This window comes from Micromonospora yangpuensis (genome assembly GCF_900091615.1).
GTDB lineage: Bacteria > Actinomycetota > Actinomycetes > Mycobacteriales > Micromonosporaceae > Micromonospora > Micromonospora yangpuensis.
Genome location: NZ_FMIA01000002.1, coordinates 6,042,598 through 6,058,491, shown reverse-complemented (window position 1 = coordinate 6,058,491; position 15,894 = coordinate 6,042,598). Strand labels below are relative to the sequence as shown.

15 protein-coding genes and 1 tRNA gene are annotated in these 15,894 nt (G+C 72.4%); 11 read left to right on the top strand and 5 right to left on the bottom strand.

Features of this window, described 5'->3' with window-relative positions; genetic code table 11:
- Window positions 1-11: 11 nt before the first annotated feature.
- Window positions 12-1,001, top strand: a complete 990-nt coding sequence (locus GA0070617_RS27440; RefSeq protein ID WP_091444945.1) for an EamA family transporter — start codon at window positions 12-14, stop codon at window positions 999-1,001.
- Between the two features lie 85 nt (window positions 1,002-1,086).
- Here GA0070617_RS27440 and GA0070617_RS27435 read toward each other — a convergent pair whose 3' ends face one another.
- Window positions 1,087-2,031 carry a hypothetical protein gene (locus tag GA0070617_RS27435; protein ID WP_091447580.1) on the bottom strand — a complete coding sequence of 315 codons (945 nt, stop codon included), beginning with the start codon at window positions 2,029-2,031 and terminating at the stop codon, window positions 1,087-1,089.
- Window positions 2,032-2,264: 233 nt separating this feature from the next.
- Here GA0070617_RS27435 and GA0070617_RS27430 point away from each other — a divergent pair, with 233 nt between their 5' ends.
- Window positions 2,265-2,936: a GNAT family N-acetyltransferase gene (locus GA0070617_RS27430; protein WP_091444943.1), complete on the top strand. Its 672-nt coding sequence runs from the start codon at window positions 2,265-2,267 to the stop codon at window positions 2,934-2,936.
- Window positions 2,937-3,007: 71 nt separating this feature from the next.
- Here GA0070617_RS27430 and GA0070617_RS27425 read toward each other — a convergent pair whose 3' ends face one another.
- Together GA0070617_RS27425 and GA0070617_RS27420 are read right to left on the bottom strand one after the other, a co-directional pair.
- The gene (locus GA0070617_RS27425) at window positions 3,008-4,039 is read right to left on the bottom strand and encodes an endonuclease domain-containing protein (RefSeq protein WP_091444941.1); all 1,032 of its coding nucleotides are present in this window, start codon (window positions 4,037-4,039) and stop codon (window positions 3,008-3,010) included.
- An 872-nt stretch (window positions 4,040-4,911) separates the two neighbouring features.
- Complete coding sequence (locus GA0070617_RS27420) at window positions 4,912-5,520, bottom strand: IclR family transcriptional regulator (protein ID WP_091447574.1); 609 nt, start codon at window positions 5,518-5,520, stop codon at window positions 4,912-4,914.
- 380 nt (window positions 5,521-5,900) lie between these two features.
- Here GA0070617_RS27420 and cysS point away from each other — a divergent pair, with 380 nt between their 5' ends.
- The gene (cysS, locus tag GA0070617_RS27415; RefSeq protein WP_091444939.1) at window positions 5,901-7,316 is read left to right on the top strand and encodes a cysteine--tRNA ligase; all 1,416 of its coding nucleotides are present in this window, start codon (window positions 5,901-5,903) and stop codon (window positions 7,314-7,316) included.
- The gene (gene rlmB / locus GA0070617_RS27410; protein ID WP_091444936.1) at window positions 7,316-8,458 is read left to right on the top strand and encodes a 23S rRNA (guanosine(2251)-2'-O)-methyltransferase RlmB; all 1,143 of its coding nucleotides are present in this window, start codon (window positions 7,316-7,318) and stop codon (window positions 8,456-8,458) included. Before cysS ends, rlmB begins: the two co-directional genes overlap by 1 nt.
- A 142-nt stretch (window positions 8,459-8,600) precedes the next feature.
- Here the strand turns inward: rlmB and GA0070617_RS27405 are convergent, their stop codons facing one another.
- Window positions 8,601-9,692 carry an ABC transporter ATP-binding protein gene (locus GA0070617_RS27405; RefSeq protein WP_091444933.1) on the bottom strand — a complete coding sequence of 364 codons (1,092 nt, stop codon included), beginning with the start codon at window positions 9,690-9,692 and terminating at the stop codon, window positions 8,601-8,603.
- A 375-nt stretch (window positions 9,693-10,067) separates the two neighbouring features.
- Here GA0070617_RS27405 and GA0070617_RS27400 point away from each other — a divergent pair.
- From GA0070617_RS27400 to GA0070617_RS27375, 7 genes are all read left to right on the top strand, one after another.
- A tRNA-Thr gene (locus GA0070617_RS27400) sits at window positions 10,068-10,141 on the top strand.
- A 132-nt stretch (window positions 10,142-10,273) separates the two neighbouring features.
- Window positions 10,274-11,275: a tyrosine-type recombinase/integrase gene (locus GA0070617_RS27395; RefSeq protein ID WP_229688444.1), complete on the top strand. Its 1,002-nt coding sequence runs from the start codon at window positions 10,274-10,276 to the stop codon at window positions 11,273-11,275.
- A 966-nt stretch (window positions 11,276-12,241) separates the two neighbouring features.
- The gene (locus GA0070617_RS27390) at window positions 12,242-13,477 is read left to right on the top strand and encodes a helix-turn-helix domain-containing protein (RefSeq protein WP_091444931.1); all 1,236 of its coding nucleotides are present in this window, start codon (window positions 12,242-12,244) and stop codon (window positions 13,475-13,477) included.
- Between the two features lie 238 nt (window positions 13,478-13,715).
- Window positions 13,716-13,889: a hypothetical protein gene (locus GA0070617_RS30890; protein WP_175440682.1), complete on the top strand. Its 174-nt coding sequence runs from the start codon at window positions 13,716-13,718 to the stop codon at window positions 13,887-13,889.
- Entirely contained in the window at window positions 13,886-14,053 is a 168-nt protein-coding gene (locus GA0070617_RS30885; RefSeq protein ID WP_175440681.1) for a hypothetical protein, read from the top strand. Before GA0070617_RS30890 ends, GA0070617_RS30885 begins: the two co-directional genes overlap by 4 nt.
- Window positions 14,050-15,225, top strand: coding sequence for a helix-turn-helix domain-containing protein (locus GA0070617_RS27380; RefSeq protein ID WP_091444925.1), 1,176 nt, complete (start codon window positions 14,050-14,052; stop codon window positions 15,223-15,225). Before GA0070617_RS30885 ends, GA0070617_RS27380 begins: the two co-directional genes overlap by 4 nt.
- Window positions 15,222-15,488 (top strand): hypothetical protein, encoded by a 267-nt coding sequence (locus GA0070617_RS27375; RefSeq protein WP_091444923.1) that lies wholly within the window; start codon window positions 15,222-15,224, stop codon window positions 15,486-15,488. Before GA0070617_RS27380 ends, GA0070617_RS27375 begins: the two co-directional genes overlap by 4 nt.
- 97 nt (window positions 15,489-15,585) lie before the next feature.
- Here the strand turns inward: GA0070617_RS27375 and GA0070617_RS27370 are convergent, their stop codons facing one another.
- Window positions 15,586-15,792 carry a hypothetical protein gene (locus GA0070617_RS27370; RefSeq protein ID WP_091444921.1) on the bottom strand — a complete coding sequence of 69 codons (207 nt, stop codon included), beginning with the start codon at window positions 15,790-15,792 and terminating at the stop codon, window positions 15,586-15,588.
- Window positions 15,793-15,894 lie beyond the last annotated feature (102 nt).

Here is a 15,894-nt window from a genome sequence, read left to right as displayed (position 1 = left end):
GAGGAGATTCGATGCGTCCCCGTCCCGCCACCGGGCTCGGCCTCGGTCTGCTGCTGCTCTCCGGGCTCACCTTCGCCACCTCCGGCACCTTCGCCCGGTCCCTGATCGACGCCGGGTGGTCCGCCGAGGCGGCGGTGATCGCCCGGGTCGGCATCGCCGCCGTCGTGCTCGCCGTACCCGCGCTGGTGGCCCTGCGGGGACGGTGGCCGGTGCTGCGGCGCAACCTCGTCCCGATCGGTCTCTTCGGGCTGCTCGGGGTGGCGACCGCGCAGGCCTGCTTCTTCAACGCGGTGCGGTACCTGCCGGTCGGGGTGGCCCTGCTGCTGGAGTACCTCGGAGTCGTGCTGGTGGTCGGCTGGATGTGGCTGGCGCACGGCCAGCGGCCCCGCCGGCTGACCGTGGTCGGTGCGGTGCTCGCCCTGCTCGGCCTGGTGTTCGTGCTGGACCTGACCGGCAGCACCCGGCTCGACCCGGTCGGGGTGCTCTGGGGGTTGGGGGCGGCGGTCGGCCTGGCCGGATACTTCGTGCTCGCCGGCCGGATCGACGACGACCTGCCCTCGGTGACCCTGGCCAGCTTCGGCATGGCCACCGGCGCGGCGGCGCTGGGGCTGCTCGGGGCGACCGGACTGCTCTCCCTGGAGGCGACCTTCGGGCAGGTCGACTTCGCCGGCTGGCGTACCAGTTGGTTGGTGCCGATCGCCGGGCTGGCGTTGCTCGCCGCCGTCGTCGCGTACCTGGCCGGGGTCGCCGGCACCCGGATCCTGGGGGCCCGGCTGGCATCCTTCGTGGGACTGACCGAGGTGCTCTTCGCGGTGCTGATCGCCTGGCTGGTGCTGAACGAACTGCCCACCGTGGTCCAACTGCTCGGCGGCACGCTGATCGTGGTCGGCGTCGCCGTGGTCCGCCTGGCCGAACTGCGCACTGCGCCGGCGATCGACAACGCCCCCGCCGTCCCCGCCGGCCCGCCGTCGACCCCGGCGCTGGCCCGGCCCGAAGCCTGACCTCAGGAGTCCCGCATCCGTCCCGTCCGGCCGGTCGGCGTGCGCCGGCCGCAGCCGGCAACCGTAGGCGACCGGCTGCGCTGGCTCACCGGCCACGGGTGGTGCGCCAGCCACGAGCCGTCAGGGCGGACCGTACCTGCCGTACCAGCGCGGGGAAGTCGCGGTGCAGCCGGTGGGCAGGGGCGGGCAGGACGAGCCAGCCCGCGGCGGCCAACTGCTGGAGGCGGTCCCGATCCGGGTGCGACCGGTCGGCGTCGGCGGGCCACTGCCCGTCGTACTCGACGGCGACCCGGAACTCCGGCCAGGCCAGGTCCGGATGCAGCAGCCGGCCGGTGGGCAGCCGCACCGGATGCCGGGCCACCGGGCGGGGGAGCCCGGCCAGGACCAGCCGGATCCGCAGGTGCGACTCGGACGGCGACCGGGCGGCGGGATCGGCCAGGTCGAACACCCAGCTGGCCCGCCGGTTGCCGGGTCGTCCCTCGTTGGCCGAGACGATCGCCCGGAGTGCGTCGGCGTCGGTCAGGTGGCGGGCGAGCAGGGTGTCGACGATGCCCACCGCGCGGACCGGCTCCAGCCAGACGGCCGTCTCCCAGGCCGCCTCAGTCGGGCCGGACCGCAGCAGGGTGGCGTGCTGCGGACGGGAGCCGGGCACGCCGGATCGGGACGGGTCAGGGCTCGGGGGGTCGAGGGGGGAGGAGTGGACGCGGATGCCGCGTTGGGTGCCGACCCGCACCGACCGCGGTACGAGGACGTGCACCTCGTCGGTGTACGAGGCAGCGTGGTCGACGCCGTGCAGGAAGCTGGCCGACGGGCCGGCGATCATCACCCCGGGCGGCAGTCGCAGCACCACCGCCTGACAGGCCAGGGCGTGGTCGCGGTCGAGTCGGGCGTCGGCGTAGACGTCGTGGCGCACCTGCGTCCAGGCGGAGCCGCGCAGCTGGTGCTCGGTCAGCAGGCTGCGTTGGACCGCTTCGGAACCACGGAAGACCTGCCAGGCGAGTGGGGTCGGCCGGTTGGCGATGCGAGGCATACCGAACAGGGTGCGGGTGCCCACCCGTCCACCGGAACCCCCTGTGGATAACCGATGCCACCCCCGGTGCGTCCCCTGTGGACAACCGACCGGAAGTGCATCGAATGTGATATAGGCCGATCCCCGCGTCGGGGTCGTCGGTGCGCCGCCGAAAACCCCTCGGCACTGGCACGCTGGCGGTGGCAGGATCGGCTGGTACGGGGAGCATCGCCGAGTCCGGGACGGGGAGTGTCGTGCGGTTGGAGACGGAGCGGTTGCGGCTGCGTCGCCTCACCGTGGACGACGTGGACGAGTTGGTGGCGTTGGACGCCGACCCGGAGGTGATGCGTTACCTGACCGGCGGGCGGCCGACCCCGGTCGAGGTCGTCCGGGACGAGCAGCTGCCCCGGCTGCTCGACCAGTACCAGCGCCACCCCGGGCTCGGGCGTTGGGCCGCCGAGGACCGCGTGACCGGCGAGTTCCTGGGCTGGCTCGCCCTCGACCCGACGCCCGATGGCTCGACATTCGATGGCTCGACGCTGATCGACCCGGTTCCGTCTGACCCGGTTCCGTCCGGCGCGGTGCAGGGCGGCACGGTGCCGTCCGGCGGCCCGGTGCGGGATCGGGGCGAGGACGGCGTGGCGGCGGAGTTGGGTTACCGGCTCCGCCGCGTGGCCTGGGGGCGTGGGCTGGCCACCGAGGGGTCCCGGGCGTTGCTCCGGTACGCCTTCGACACGGTGGGCGTACGACGGGTGTGGGCGCAGACGATGGCGGTCAACACCCGGTCCCGGGCGGTGCTGGAGCGCGCCGGTCTGCGCTACGTGCGTACCTTCCACCTGCACTTCGACGACCCGATCCCGGGTACGGAACACGGCGAGGTGGAGTACGAGGCGCGCAACCCCGCCTGCCGACGATCAGCCTCTTGATCAACTCGGTTGGGCGGAAATGGCTGGGTCGGAGCGGCCTTGATGCCGCCACATCGACCCAACCGAGTCGATCAACATTGCGAGCCGCGCAGGGCGAGGGCGGCGCGGATCTCCCGAACGACGGCGGGAAAGTCGTACCGTAGTCGACGGCTGGTCACGTGCAGGACGATCCACCCGGCGGTCAGCAGCTGGTTGAGGCGTCGACGGTCGTGGTGCAGTTGCTCGGCATCGGCGTGCCACTGGCCGTCGTACTCCACCGCCACCTGGAACTCCGGCCAGACGAGATCGGGGTGCAATACCGCGCCGGAGGGCAGGCGTACCGGATGTTGCGCCACCGGCCGAGGTAGGCCGGCCAGTACCAGTCGGACCCGCAGGTGTGACTCCGGCGGCGACTGGGCAGCCGGATCGACCAGCTCGAACGCAAGCTGGGCCCGCCGGCCCCCGGGCCGGCCCGCGAGGCGCCTCCCGATCCCGGTGAGCTGGACGCGGGTGGTCAGCCCGTTGCCGAGCAGGGTGTCGATGATGCCGACCGCCCGTACCGGCTCAAGCCAGGCTGCCGTCTCCCAGGAGGCGAGCGTGGGACTGGACCAGGGCCAGGTGAGCCCGCACGCCGAGGCGCCGGGGGTGACCGGTGCCCGCCGGGGGACGGGAGCCGCCGAGCTGAGCGGAGCGGGCTCCGGCAGGCCGAGCGCGGTGGACGGGCCGAGCGCGGTGGACGAGCCCGGCGTGATGGAGGGACCGGGCGTGATGGACGGGCCGAGCGCGGTGGAGTGGACCCGCAGGCCGCGGCGGGAACGTACCCGCGTTTCGCGGGGTACGAGAACGTGCACGTCGTCGTCGAATCGGGCCGCGTGCTTCACCCCGTGCAGGTACGCCGCTGACGGACCGGCGATCGTCGTCCCGGCAGGCAACGTCAGCAGGACCGCCCGGCAGGCGAGAGCGTGATCCCGTTCGAGGCGGGTGTCGGCGTAGACGTCCTGACACAGGTGAATCCAGGAAGCGCCGCGCAACTGTGACCGGGTGAGCAGCTTGCCCCGGAGCGCGTCCGAGCCACGGAAGACCTGCCAGGCGAGAGCGGCGGGGCGATGCGGTACGGGTGGCATGAACCCAGCCTCGGGCCCACCGGTCGTCCCGCACCAGCCCTGTGGACAGCCGGCGACCTCCGACCGGCAGCCCCCTGTGGACAACACGCCTCGGTGTCCCGAATCGTGGTATAAGGCCGGTGATCGTGCTCTTGATCGACTCGGTTGGGCCGATATGGCGGCATCAAGGCGCCTCCGACCCAGCCATTTCTGCCCAACCGAGTCGATCATGCACCTCGCCGGCCGGCCGGTCGGCCGGGTCTCGTGCGGTCGGTCAGGGTTGGGGCGAGGGTGGGCTGACCAAGCGAGCGGCTGGTTGTCAAGCGAAGTCGCGGCTGGTCAGGCAGGGCTGCGGCTGGTCCGGCGAGGGTGCGGCTGGTCAGGCAGGGCTGCGGCTGGTCCGGCGAGGGTGCGGGTGCGGCTGGTCGGGCGAGGGTGGCGGGTGGTCCGGCGAGGGTGCGGGTGCGGCTGGTCGGGCGAGGGTGGCGGGTGGTCCGGCGAGGGTGCGGGTGCGGCTGGTCGGGCGAGGGTGGCGGGTGGTCCGGCGAGGGTGCGGGTGCGGCTGGTCGGGCGAGGGTGGCGGGTGGTCCGGCGAGGGTGCGGGTGCGGCTGGTCGGGCGAGGGTGGCGGGTGGTCCGGCGAGGGTGCGGGTGCGGCTGGTCGGGCGAGGGTGGCGGGTGGTCCGGCGAGGGTGCGGGTGCGGCTGGTCGGGCGAGGGTGGCGGGTGGTCCGGCGAGGGTGCGGGTGCGGCTGGTCGGGCGAGGGTGGCGGGTGGTCCGGCGAGGGTGCGGGTGCGGCTGGTCGGGCGAGGGTGGCGGGTGGTCCGGCGAGGGTGCGGGTGCGGGTGGTCAGGTGACGGTGCGGGTGGTCAGGTGAGGATGGGAGTGGGCTGGTCAGGCGAGGGCGGTGGCGATGGCCTGGGCGGCGGCGGTCACCTGGGCGCCGATCACCTCGGTCGCCAGCGGGGCCAGCGACACCACCCCGACGCTCGCCTCCAGCCCGGTTACGCCGAGCACCGGTGCGGCCACCCCGTACGCCCCCGACTGCAACTCGCCGGCACTGCTCACCGGGGCGGGGTCACCGGTGCGCCCGGCGAGGATGGCCCGTCCGGCCGCGCCCCGGTCCAGTGGGTGCCGCGCCCCGGTCCGGTACGCCACGTGGAAGGACGTCCAACTGGGCTCCACCACGGCGAGCGCCACCCCCTCGCCGGCCTCCACCACGGTGAGGTGGGCGGTCGCTCCGGCCTGTTCGGCGAGGCGGCGCAGGGCGGGTAGTGCCCCCTCGGCGAGCAGGGGCTGAGCCCGGCGGGCCAGGTGCAGGACCCCCACCCCGAGGCGTAGCCGGCCGTCGTCGCCGCGGCGCAGCATGCCGTGCCCGGTCAGCGCGCCGACCAGCCGGTACACGGCGGCCCGGCCGATGCCCAACCGGTTCGCCGCCTCGGTGACGGTCAGCCCGGCCGGCGCGTCGGCCACCAGGTGCAGCAGGCGAAGCCCCCGGTCCAGGGTCTGCGCCGTCTCCCCGCCCCGGGCCGCGTCGGTGCCGCTCCGAGCCGCGTCGGTGCCGGCCCGAGCCGCGTCCGCTCGGCTCCGGGTCGCGTCCGCTCCAACCCGGGTCGCGTCGGTCCCGGGCCGGGTCGCGTCGGTCCCGGGCCGGGTCGCGTCGGTCCCGGGCCGGGTCGCGTCGGTCCCGGGCCGGGTCGCGTCGGCTCCGGGCCGGGTCGCGTCGGCTCCGGGCCGGGGGTCGGCCGGGTCCGCCGGATGCCCGGGTCCGCCGGGGGAGGCCGTCGTGTCCACAGCACGCAGCGTACGGCCGGGTTGGCCGGTCGGGCAGCGCAGGCCGGCTCGGGCCAACCGGGAAATGCACGGACGGCTACCCTTGTACGGTGACGCTACGCCTGTATGACACCGCCACCCGAACGGTCCGGGACTTCGTCCCCCGGGAAGCCGGCAAGGTGGGGGTCTACCTGTGTGGCCTCACCCTCCAGGCCCCGCCACACATCGGCCACCTTCGTTCCGGGGTCAACTACGACGTGCTGCGACGCTGGTTGACGGCCAAGGGTTTCGAGGTCACCTTCATCCGCAACGTCACCGACATCGACGACAAGATCCTGGCCAAGGCCCAGGAGCAGGGTCGCACCTTCTGGTCGATCGCGTACGCCAACGAGCTGGTCCTGGCCGAGGCGTACCGGTCACTGAACCTGTTGCCGCCGACGTATGAGCCGAGGGCGACCGGGCACATCCCGGAGATGCACGAGCTGATCGCCACGCTGATCGCCGCCGGGCACGCCTATCCGGCCACCGACGGCTCCGGTGACGTCTACTTCGACGTGGCCTCCTGGCCGGCGTACGGTGCGCTCTCCGGCCAGTCCCCGGCCGACATGCAGTCCGCCGGGGACGCCCCTGACCGGGGCAAGCGCGACCCGCGGGACTTCGCCCTCTGGAAGGGGGTCAAGGCCGACGAGCCGACCGACGCCTACTGGCCGTCGCCGTGGGGTCGGGGCCGGCCCGGCTGGCACATCGAGTGCTCGGCGATGTGCTGGCGTTACCTCGGCGACGAGTTCGACATCCACGGTGGCGGGCTGGACCTCACCTTCCCGCACCACGAGAACGAGATCGCCCAGTCCCAGGCGGCCGGGCTGCCCTTCGCCCGGTACTGGGTGCACCACGGGCTGCTCAGCCTCGGTGGGGCCAAGATGGGCAAGTCCACCGGCAACGCCCTCGACCTGGCGTACGTCGCCTCGCTGGGGGTCCGCCCGGTCGAGCTGCGGTACTACTTCGCCGCCGCGCACTACCGGTCCCGGATCGACTACACCGAGGACAACCTGCGGGACTGGGCCGGCGGTTACCGCCGGATCGAGGGGTTCGTGCAGCGGGCGGCGGAACGCGTCGGCGCCGGGCAGCTCGGGGAACTGCCCGCCGGCTTCGTCGCCGCGCTCGACGACGACCTGAACACCTCCGCCGCGCTCGCCGTGCTCCAGGAGGTGCTGCGGGACGGCAACAACGCGTTGGCCGCCGGCGACGATGTGACCGTACGCACCGCGCTGGCCGACGTCCGCGCGATGCTGGATATCCTCGGGGTCGACCCCCTCGACCCGGCCTGGACCGGTGGCGGCCGGACGGACGACCTGCGCGACGTGGTGGACTCCCTGGTCGCGTTGGCCCTTGAGCAGCGCGCCCAGGCCCGCAGCCGCAAGGACTGGACCGCCGCCGACGCGGTACGTGACCAGCTCAAGCAGGCCGGTGTGGTGGTCGAGGACACCCCGCAGGGGCCGCGTTGGACTATTGGAGAGCAGGACTGATGGCCGGCAATTCGCAGCGCCGTGGCCGGCGACTGACGTCGAAGAAGGGTGCCGTCAAGGGCTCCGGGGGCAAGAACCGGGATTCCCTGGCCGGGCGCGGCAGGACCCTGCCGGCCGACGAACGGCCGTGGCACAAGGGGTACTCGGGCACCGAGAAGCTGCCCGAGCGCACCGCCTGGAAGCAGGAGAAGGAGCGGCGGGCCGCCGCCGAGGAGGGCCGGGCCCCGAAGATCGGCCAGCCCGGCTCGAAGGACACCACCTGGGGTCGGGGCGGTGGCCGGGGCGTTCCCGGCGGCCGGGGTGCCGTGTCCCGGGGTGGTGCCGCGTCCCGGGGCGGTGCCCCCGGTCGGTCCGGTCCCCGGGTCGCGCCCGGACGCCGGTCCAACCCGAGCAAGGACGGTCCGGAGCTGATGGTCGGCCGGAATCCGGTGCTGGAGGCGCTGCGTGCCCAGGTGCCGGCGACCGCGCTCTATACCGCCCAGGGCCTGGAGGCCGACGACCGGATCAACGAGATCGTCCGGACCGCCGCCAACCGGGGGATCGCCATCCTGGAGGTCAGCCGGGCCGAGCTGGACCGGATGACCGGTGGTGTGCTGCACCAGGGCATCGGGTTGCAGGTGCCGCCGTTCGCGTACGAGTCGTTCGAGGACCTGGTGGCGACCTCGCTGGAGCAGACCGCCCCGCTGCTGATCGCGCTGGACGGGGTGACCGACCCCCGTAACCTCGGCGCGGTGATCAGGTCGGCCGCCGCCTTCGGCGCGCAGGGCGTGTTCGTACCGGAGCGGCGGGCGGCGGGGATCACCGCGACCGCCTGGCGGACCAGTGCCGGCGCGGCGGCGCGGGTGCCGGTGGCCCAGGTCGTCAACCTGACCCGCGCGCTGAAGGCCTGCCAGGAGGCCGGTTTCATGGTGGTCGGTCTGGACGCCGACGGCGACACCGACCTGTACGACCTGGAGGCCGCGGTCGGCCCGCTGGTGGTGGTGGTCGGCTCGGAGGGGCGCGGCCTGTCCCGCCTGGTCGGGGAGACCTGCGATCTGACCGTGAGCATCCCGATGGTCTCCGATGTCGAGTCGCTCAACGCCAGCGTCGCCGCCGCCGTGACCCTCGCCGAGGTCGCCCGCCGCCGGGCCGTGGAGGCCTGAGCCCGCGTCTGCGGGTGTGACTTCAGAGCAGTGCCGTTGCGGGCCGTCCCCAGGTCTGGGGGCGGCCCGCCGACGTCATCCGGGTGCGACGAAGGGGGCGGTCCACCACGTACCGTGGACCGCCCCCTCGTCGGTGCTGCTACTAGATCCGCAGGCCGGAGGCGGCGTTGAAGACGTGGCTGCGGCCGGCGTGCGGCTTGACGAACACGGTGTCACCCATGTTCGGCATGTTCCGCCGGTCGGTGCGGACCACGAAGCGCTCGTTGGCGCCCTCCAGGGCGGCGTGGCCGTAGATGTTGGCGTCGGAGCCGAGGTCCTCGACCAGCTCGACCACGACCGGCATACCGCCCTCGGTCGGGCTGACCAGCTCGCAGTCCTCCGGACGGAAGCCCACGGTGACCTTGTCGTTGCCACCCTCGGCGCGGGCCGCCTCGACCTGCTCCCGGGTGAGCGGGATCAGCATCTCGGCGAAGGCCGCACCCCGGTCGCTGAGCTGCACGGTCTTGATGTTCATGGCGGGGGAGCCCATGAAGCCGGCGACGAAGACGTTGGCCGGGGTGTCGTAGAGCGCCCGGGGGGTGTCCACCTGCTGGAGGACACCGTCGAGCATGACCGCCACCCGGTGACCCATGGTCATCGCCTCGACCTGGTCGTGCGTCACGTAGACCGTGGTGACGCCGAGCTTGGCCTGCAGCGAGGCGATCTGGGTACGGGTCTGCACGCGCAGCTTGGCGTCGAGGTTCGACAGCGGCTCGTCCATGAGGAAGACCTGCGGCTCGCGGACGATGGCCCGACCCATCGCGACCCGCTGGCGCTGACCACCGGAGAGCGCCTTCGGCTTACGGCTGAGGTATTCCTCCAGCTGGAGCAGCGCCGCCGCCTCCTTCACCCGCCGGTCGATCTCCGACTTCGGGGTCTTGCGCAGCTTGAGCGCGAACGCCATGTTCTCGTACACCGACATGTGCGGGTACAGAGCGTAGTTCTGGAAGACCATCGCGATGTCGCGGGCCTTCGGGGGCAGGTGGGTGACGTCGCGGTCGTCGATGTAGATGGCGCCGTCGTCGACGTCCTCCAAGCCGGCGAGCATGCGCAGGCTGGTGGACTTACCACAACCGGAGGGGCCGACCAGGACGAGGAACTCGCCGTCGCCGATCTGGAGGTCGAGCTGGTTCACCGCGGGCCGTTCGGTGCCCGGGTAGATCCGGGAGGCCTTTGCGTACGTGACCGTAGCCATGAAGGGGTGCTTCCTCTCACCGGCAGGAACGTGCCGGACGATCCGAGTGAAGGAGCGACCGGCACGGTGCCCGCACCGGTCCACGGACGGCACCGAGGTGTCGTCCGTGTCACTGCACGGTAAACGGCTTTCGCCCACCTGCCAAGGAGAGAGTTCGTCGATGGGACTTTTGCCAGGGGCATTTCGGGCACTCGGGCACGGCGTGGCATCAATCGCACGGTGCAATTGCAGCGTCGATGGTTCACGATCCGTTACACCGGATCGGGAAATCGACGTTTCCGGTGGTGGGACGGGTCAGCAAGGCGGGATATCGCGACGTCAGTCGCTATGCTGACGGGCGAACGATCGGCTCGGGGGCGATCCTGCTCCGATCGCGCCCCTGTAGCTCAGCTGGCCAGAGCACTCGCCTTGTAAGCGAGATGTCGCCGGTTCGATCCCGGCCGGGGGCTCAAATAGCGTTTGACCTGCGCAAACGCCGGTAAGCCTCACGGAGAGGCACACCGAACGATGCTCAGGGACCAATCGCTTATACCCACTGTGACGGTACCGGACACACGGCGCCGCTCGGCACGGTGGTCAGCATGACTGACCGTCACCCCAAGGTGCGCCGGCCCGACCCGGGCGGTTACCAGACCTGGATCACCTCCTGGAAGCTCAGCATGCAGGCCGGCGGCCGCTCGCCGCGCACCGTGGAACTCAACCTCGACGTCGCCCGGTTCTTCGGCGGCTGGCTCCGACACCGCCACCCCGAGCTGGGCGACTGGGACGAGGTCGGCCGGGACCACATCCGAGGGTTCTTCGCCTGGCTGCGCGAGGCTGGGCAGCCCTGCCCGCACGCTCTGCGCGACCCAGAGAGCGCGCCGGCGAGCTGCAAGGGGTACGGCAAGGGGTACGCCAACAACGTCGGCCGAAGTCTCCAGCAGTTCTTCGCCTGGTACGCCGACGAGGAGGACGCGCCGAACCCCATGGCGAAGGTGTCCGTGCCCGCCGCGCCGCGCCCGGACGAGAACCCGCCGGACGTGCTCACCTCCGAGCAGCTCCAGGCCCTCGTACGCGATGCCGAGCGCGGCCGCGACTTCGAAAGCCGCCGAGACGTGGCGATCTTGCGGCTTTTCGCCGCGAGCGGCACACGGCTCGCCGAGCTGGCGCTGCTACAGGTCGAGGACATCGACCCGCACGGCCGGCAGGCAGTGGTGACGGGCAAGGGCAACCTGCAGCGCACCGTGCCGTTCGACCAGGCCGCCGCCCTGGCGCTCGACCGCTACCTCCGCGTCCGATCGAAACATCCGGCCGCTCATCTACCTCACCTGTGGCTAGGTGTACGGCGGCGGACAGCGATGACGCCGACGGGGGTGTACCAGATGTTGGTCCGACGGGGCCGACGTCTCGGGATCCGGATCTACCCGCACATGCTGCGCCACACGTTCGCTCACCGCTACCTGGACGCTGGTGGGGCCGAGGGGGACCTGATGGTCATCGCGGGGTGGCGCAGTAGCCAGATGCTGCGGCACTACGGCCGGTCTGCCGCTGCCTCTCGGGCGCGTCGGGCATACGACAGAGTCAACGTCATGGACGGAATTTGATCATCCCCGATATGTCGCTGACCAGGCGGTACGTCCGTCTGTGCATCGCACCTTGCGCACTGCAAACAAAAATTGCAGATGATGGGAATCCCAGAAAACCCGCCGAGTGGTGATCGATGGCGCACTGTGGGTACGGTCCGTGGCTCAGTCACATCCAAGGAGGTCAACCCACATGCGCCGTGCAGCACTCACCCTCGCTGCGGCTCTGGCGCTCGCCGCTCCCAACCCAGACGGCGGCCTGGTGGGAGATCTGCTGGACCGGCTGCTCGGCGTCCAACCGGGCACGTCGGCCTCGCCAGCTCCACCAGCAGAGGAACCCGCAGTACCTGCAGAGCCAACCCCCGACGTCCCAGCACCGACGAGCGCTGCCCCATCCCCGACCCCATCGCCTGCTGATCGGACCGCACCATCAGCGACCGTGGCCCCGCCCATCACGTCGACACCGGCCGACAAGCCCCAGCCCCGAGAACCCAGACCGAAAGTCCCGAGTCCTCCGCCGGCGCAACAACCGTCCGCTGACAGCGGCCCTGAGCCGGCTGCGATGGCTCCGCCGCCAGCGGAGCCAACCCCGACAAGTCCTCCTGCGGTGCAAGCACCAATTCCTGCCCCGACTGCCCCGGCCGCAGCAGCCCCGGCCGGCGTCGACCAGCAGCCAACCCCACCGATTGTCTGGGCCGGCGCGGGGGCAGCCCTGGCTCTCACCGTCGTCGGTGCGGTCGTCGGCGTTGTCGCGGTCCGCCGTAGGGCATTCAACCGCGGCTGGCTGCGAGGCACGGCCGAGGCACTCGAAGCCAGCCCCAGGCCGGCACTACGCCTCGTGAGAGATCGCCAGGCGTGAGTTGCTGCCAGCCAGGCTTATCCGTTGTGCCTCTCAGATACGCAGCTGCCGCGCGTATCGTCGACAGTGGCGGCTCGCCGGAGTAGAGGCCGGCGGGACGCCGCCCAGCCCTCTACCTGGGAGATGCCATGGAATCGACCATTGGCGAGAACCTCGCCAAAATCCGCCGTGAAGCGCAACTGACACAGGAGCACCTCGCCGAGCGCTCTGGAGTCAGCATCGAGGTGATCCAGAAGCTGGAACAGGGCCGCCGCAAGGGCGCCCGGATCCCCACGCTCAACAAACTCGCCCGTGCCCTGGGCGTGCCGACCAGCGCGCTGTTCGGGGACACCGCGGCGGCCGCCGCCGACAGGGAGCCCGACGCGCAGCCGCTCAGCCTCGTCGGCGTCCGTCAAGTCTTGACGCCCGCCGCCGGACTCGACGGCACCCGCCTGGTCACCCGGCCCAGCGCCACTCCACCCACCCAGGACGGCGTGCGCCGGGCCGTCCTGGCCGCGAACACCGTCTACCACGCCAACGACTACGCCGAAGCCATCCGCATCGTGCCCTCCGTCCTGACCGATGCTGGCGCGCTCGTCGACGCCACCGACGGCGATGCCCGGATCGAGGCACACGTACTCGCGTCGCAGGCCCACACGCTCGCCGGCCGGCTCCTGATCCAGTTGCGGCAGCTCGACCTCGCCCACCTGGCCCTCACCCGGGCGCTAGACCACGCCCGGCACGGTGGCGACCACGTCACCGGCGCAGCCGTGGTGGCCCCGATGTGCTGGCTGTTGCTCAGGCAGGGCCGGTTGGCCGAGTCCGAGCAGTTGGCGGTGCAGACCGCCGACCAGGTCGAGCCGCGGCTATCGACGGCCACGCCAGCAGAGTTGGCGTCGTGGGGATACCTGCTCATGAAAGCCGCATCGGCGGCCGCGCGGGACGCCCGGCTCGACGACGCCACGAACATGCTGGACCTGGCCATGGCCGGCGCGCACCGTCTGGGCGGCCAACCGGTGCCCTCCGCTGACGTGCTGGGCTGCGACTTCTCGGTGGAGGGTGTCCAGCAGATGCGCGTGGAGGCCTCGGTGATCGCCGGTCAGCCAGACCAGGCGCTCGCGCTGGCGCGGGAGGTGCACCGGTCGGCCGGGGTCACGCCGTCCAGCCGACAGCGGCATCGGCTCGACGTGGCGTGGTCATACATGGAGACCAGCCGGTACGCAGAGGCCACCGAGGTGCTGCAGGACTTGGCGGCGCGAGCTCCGGCGTGGCTGCGTCAACAGAAGTACGCGCGAGACATCGTGCAGTCCATCGCTGCCGGTCGCCGACGCGCGATGACGAGCGAGCTGGCCGAGCTGGCCGAGCTGGTGGGCTGCAGCCGCTAGTACGTTCTGCCCCAGCTGAGGGCACCTCACGTCCTGGTGGGACGTTACGGCCCTGCCCCCTCCACCACTGCCGCGCCATCCTGTGATTGTGCGGTGACTTGCTGCTGAAAGAGGCAGCAAGGCACCGCACCCCGGGCGGCGGTGACGATCCTTCCAAGAGCTCCCGCCGCCCTCCTTCTTCCCGGGGCCGTGCCCATGTAGGTAGAGCCGTCCCCGGCACCTGATCAGGGGGATGGCGATGACCGAACGCACCCAGAAGCAGGCCGAGCCGGAGATACCGCCGGCCGCCGTCGACCAGGCCGCCGAGCACGAGGCCGCCCGCCGGCGGATCCTCGCCCAGGCCGAAGCCGAGCGGACCCCGCTCGACGACACCACCCAGGCCGTCCGCGTCGGACGGAGGCCACGGCGGTGAGCGTCGACGAACCGACCGACCCGTTCTCGGTCGCCGTGGTCGGCCGCCGGGTCCTGGCCGAGCACGAGGCCGGCCACCCGTGCTGGCGGTGCACCGCCGACACGGTCGCCACGTGCGGCGAGGCGCAGTGGTGGCGGTCCCAGCTCGCCGCGGCGGCGTCGTGAGCGACGATCTGCCGGTCGGCCGGCGGGTGGCGTACTGGCGGGCACGCCGGAAGATGTCACAGCAGGTGTTCGCCGACCGGATCGGCAAGTCCAAGAGCTGGGTCGACAAAGTCGAACGCGGGGTACGCCGCCTCGACAAGTGGTCGGTACTCCAGGAGGTCGCCGACGCCTTGGGCGTGGCGGCGGAAGTTCTGGTCGACGAGCCCGGCCCAGCCGCCCCGGCCCAGCCGGCCGGCGTCGGCGTCGACGAGGTCCGGGCCGCGCTCACCCGCCACCCCGGGCTGCTGCAGCTGCCCGCCGACCACGTGCCGGTCGACCCGTACCGGTACCGGGCGCGCATCGTGCACGCCGACGCGATGTACGGGCACGCCCAGTACCCGGCGTTGATCCGGCTACTGCCCGGCCTGCTCGATGACGGCCACGACCTGGCCACCACCGACCGGCCGCCGCTGCAGGTGCAGACGTACCGGCTCACTGCTCTGGTGCTCGTGAAGCTCGGCGTCCAGGATCTGGCGTGGCTGGCCGCCGATCGGGGCCTGGCCGTGGCCACCGGCACCGACGATCCGCTGCTGGAAGCGGTCGCCGCCCTGCCGTTGGGTCAGGCGCTGCGTGCCGCCGGCCGGCAGCGGGCCGCGTTCGAGACGACGGTGACCGCCGCCCACCAGGTCGCCCCGCTCGACGATGAGTCGGGCACGTCCGACCAGCGGTCGGCCTGCGCGACCCTGCTCGTCCAGGCCGCGCTCGCCGCCGCCGAACACGACGACCAGCCGACGGTCCGGGAGCTGCTCGCCGGCGCCATGGTCCTGACCGAGCCGGACAGTCCGGCCCGGGCGGCAGTCGATGCGGCTCAGGTCACTGCGGCGGCCGCGCTCGGTGACCTGAGCGGTGCCGTAGAGCTCCACGCCGCGCTGGCCGTGCGGGACCGGTGGCGAAGCCTGCCGGTGGAGCATCGGGCCGCGCACCTGGTCGACGTGGCACCGGCGCAGCTGGCCGCCGGCGATCCGGCGGCGGCCGGCCGGGCACTGCTGGACGCTGACCGGCTCGCACCCGCCGAGGTGCGGGTACGCCCGGCCGGGCGGGCGGTCCTGGCCGAGGTGCTGACCGGTTCGCCGCGGCCGAGTCCGCATCTACTGGCGGTGGCGGAAGCGGCCGGCGTGGACAGTGCGCGGTGACCGGCCTGGTGGTGCCGGCCGGCACCCGGCTGTCCCTGGCCGCCGGCGACTGGGCCTCGCACCTGGGCCTGCCGGGCGCGGTGCCGCTGGAGGTCCGGACGGTCGCGGTCGCGGTGGCGTCCGCCTGCGACGCGCCGGTGGGGATGATGTGGGTACGCGGACACCTGCCGGAGTGCTCTGGCGCGGCGGCGTGTGCCCGGCCGTGGTGTCTGCGCGTCGCCGTCCGGGTGGAACGGCTGTACGACGCGGTGGCGGCCCGGTGAATCCTCATCAGCCGTAGTCACATCCTCGCGCTGTAACCACCTCAGACGGCAGGTGCGCCCCAACCACGCTGGTTGGGGCGCACCTGCCGTCTGAGGTCTACGCGTCGCGACGTCGACGGATGAACGCCTTGACGGCGTCTGGGCGCACGAACCGATAGCCGCTCTCGGAGCGGTACCAGTCCTTGCCCTGCTCGCCGAACCGGCCGGCGTCGATCCGCCGTCGGATCGTATGGACGCTGTCCGGGTAGCCGGCAGCCTGGACCGCCTCTGCCACCTGCTGCACGGTGAGCCACTCGGATGCCACGCCCCGCCCCTCTGCCAATCCTCGCAACCCTGGCGAGTCTCTCGATGATCGCAGACGGGAAGGGGGTAGGGCGAGCACGGTGGCGAGGGGTGGCGACATGCC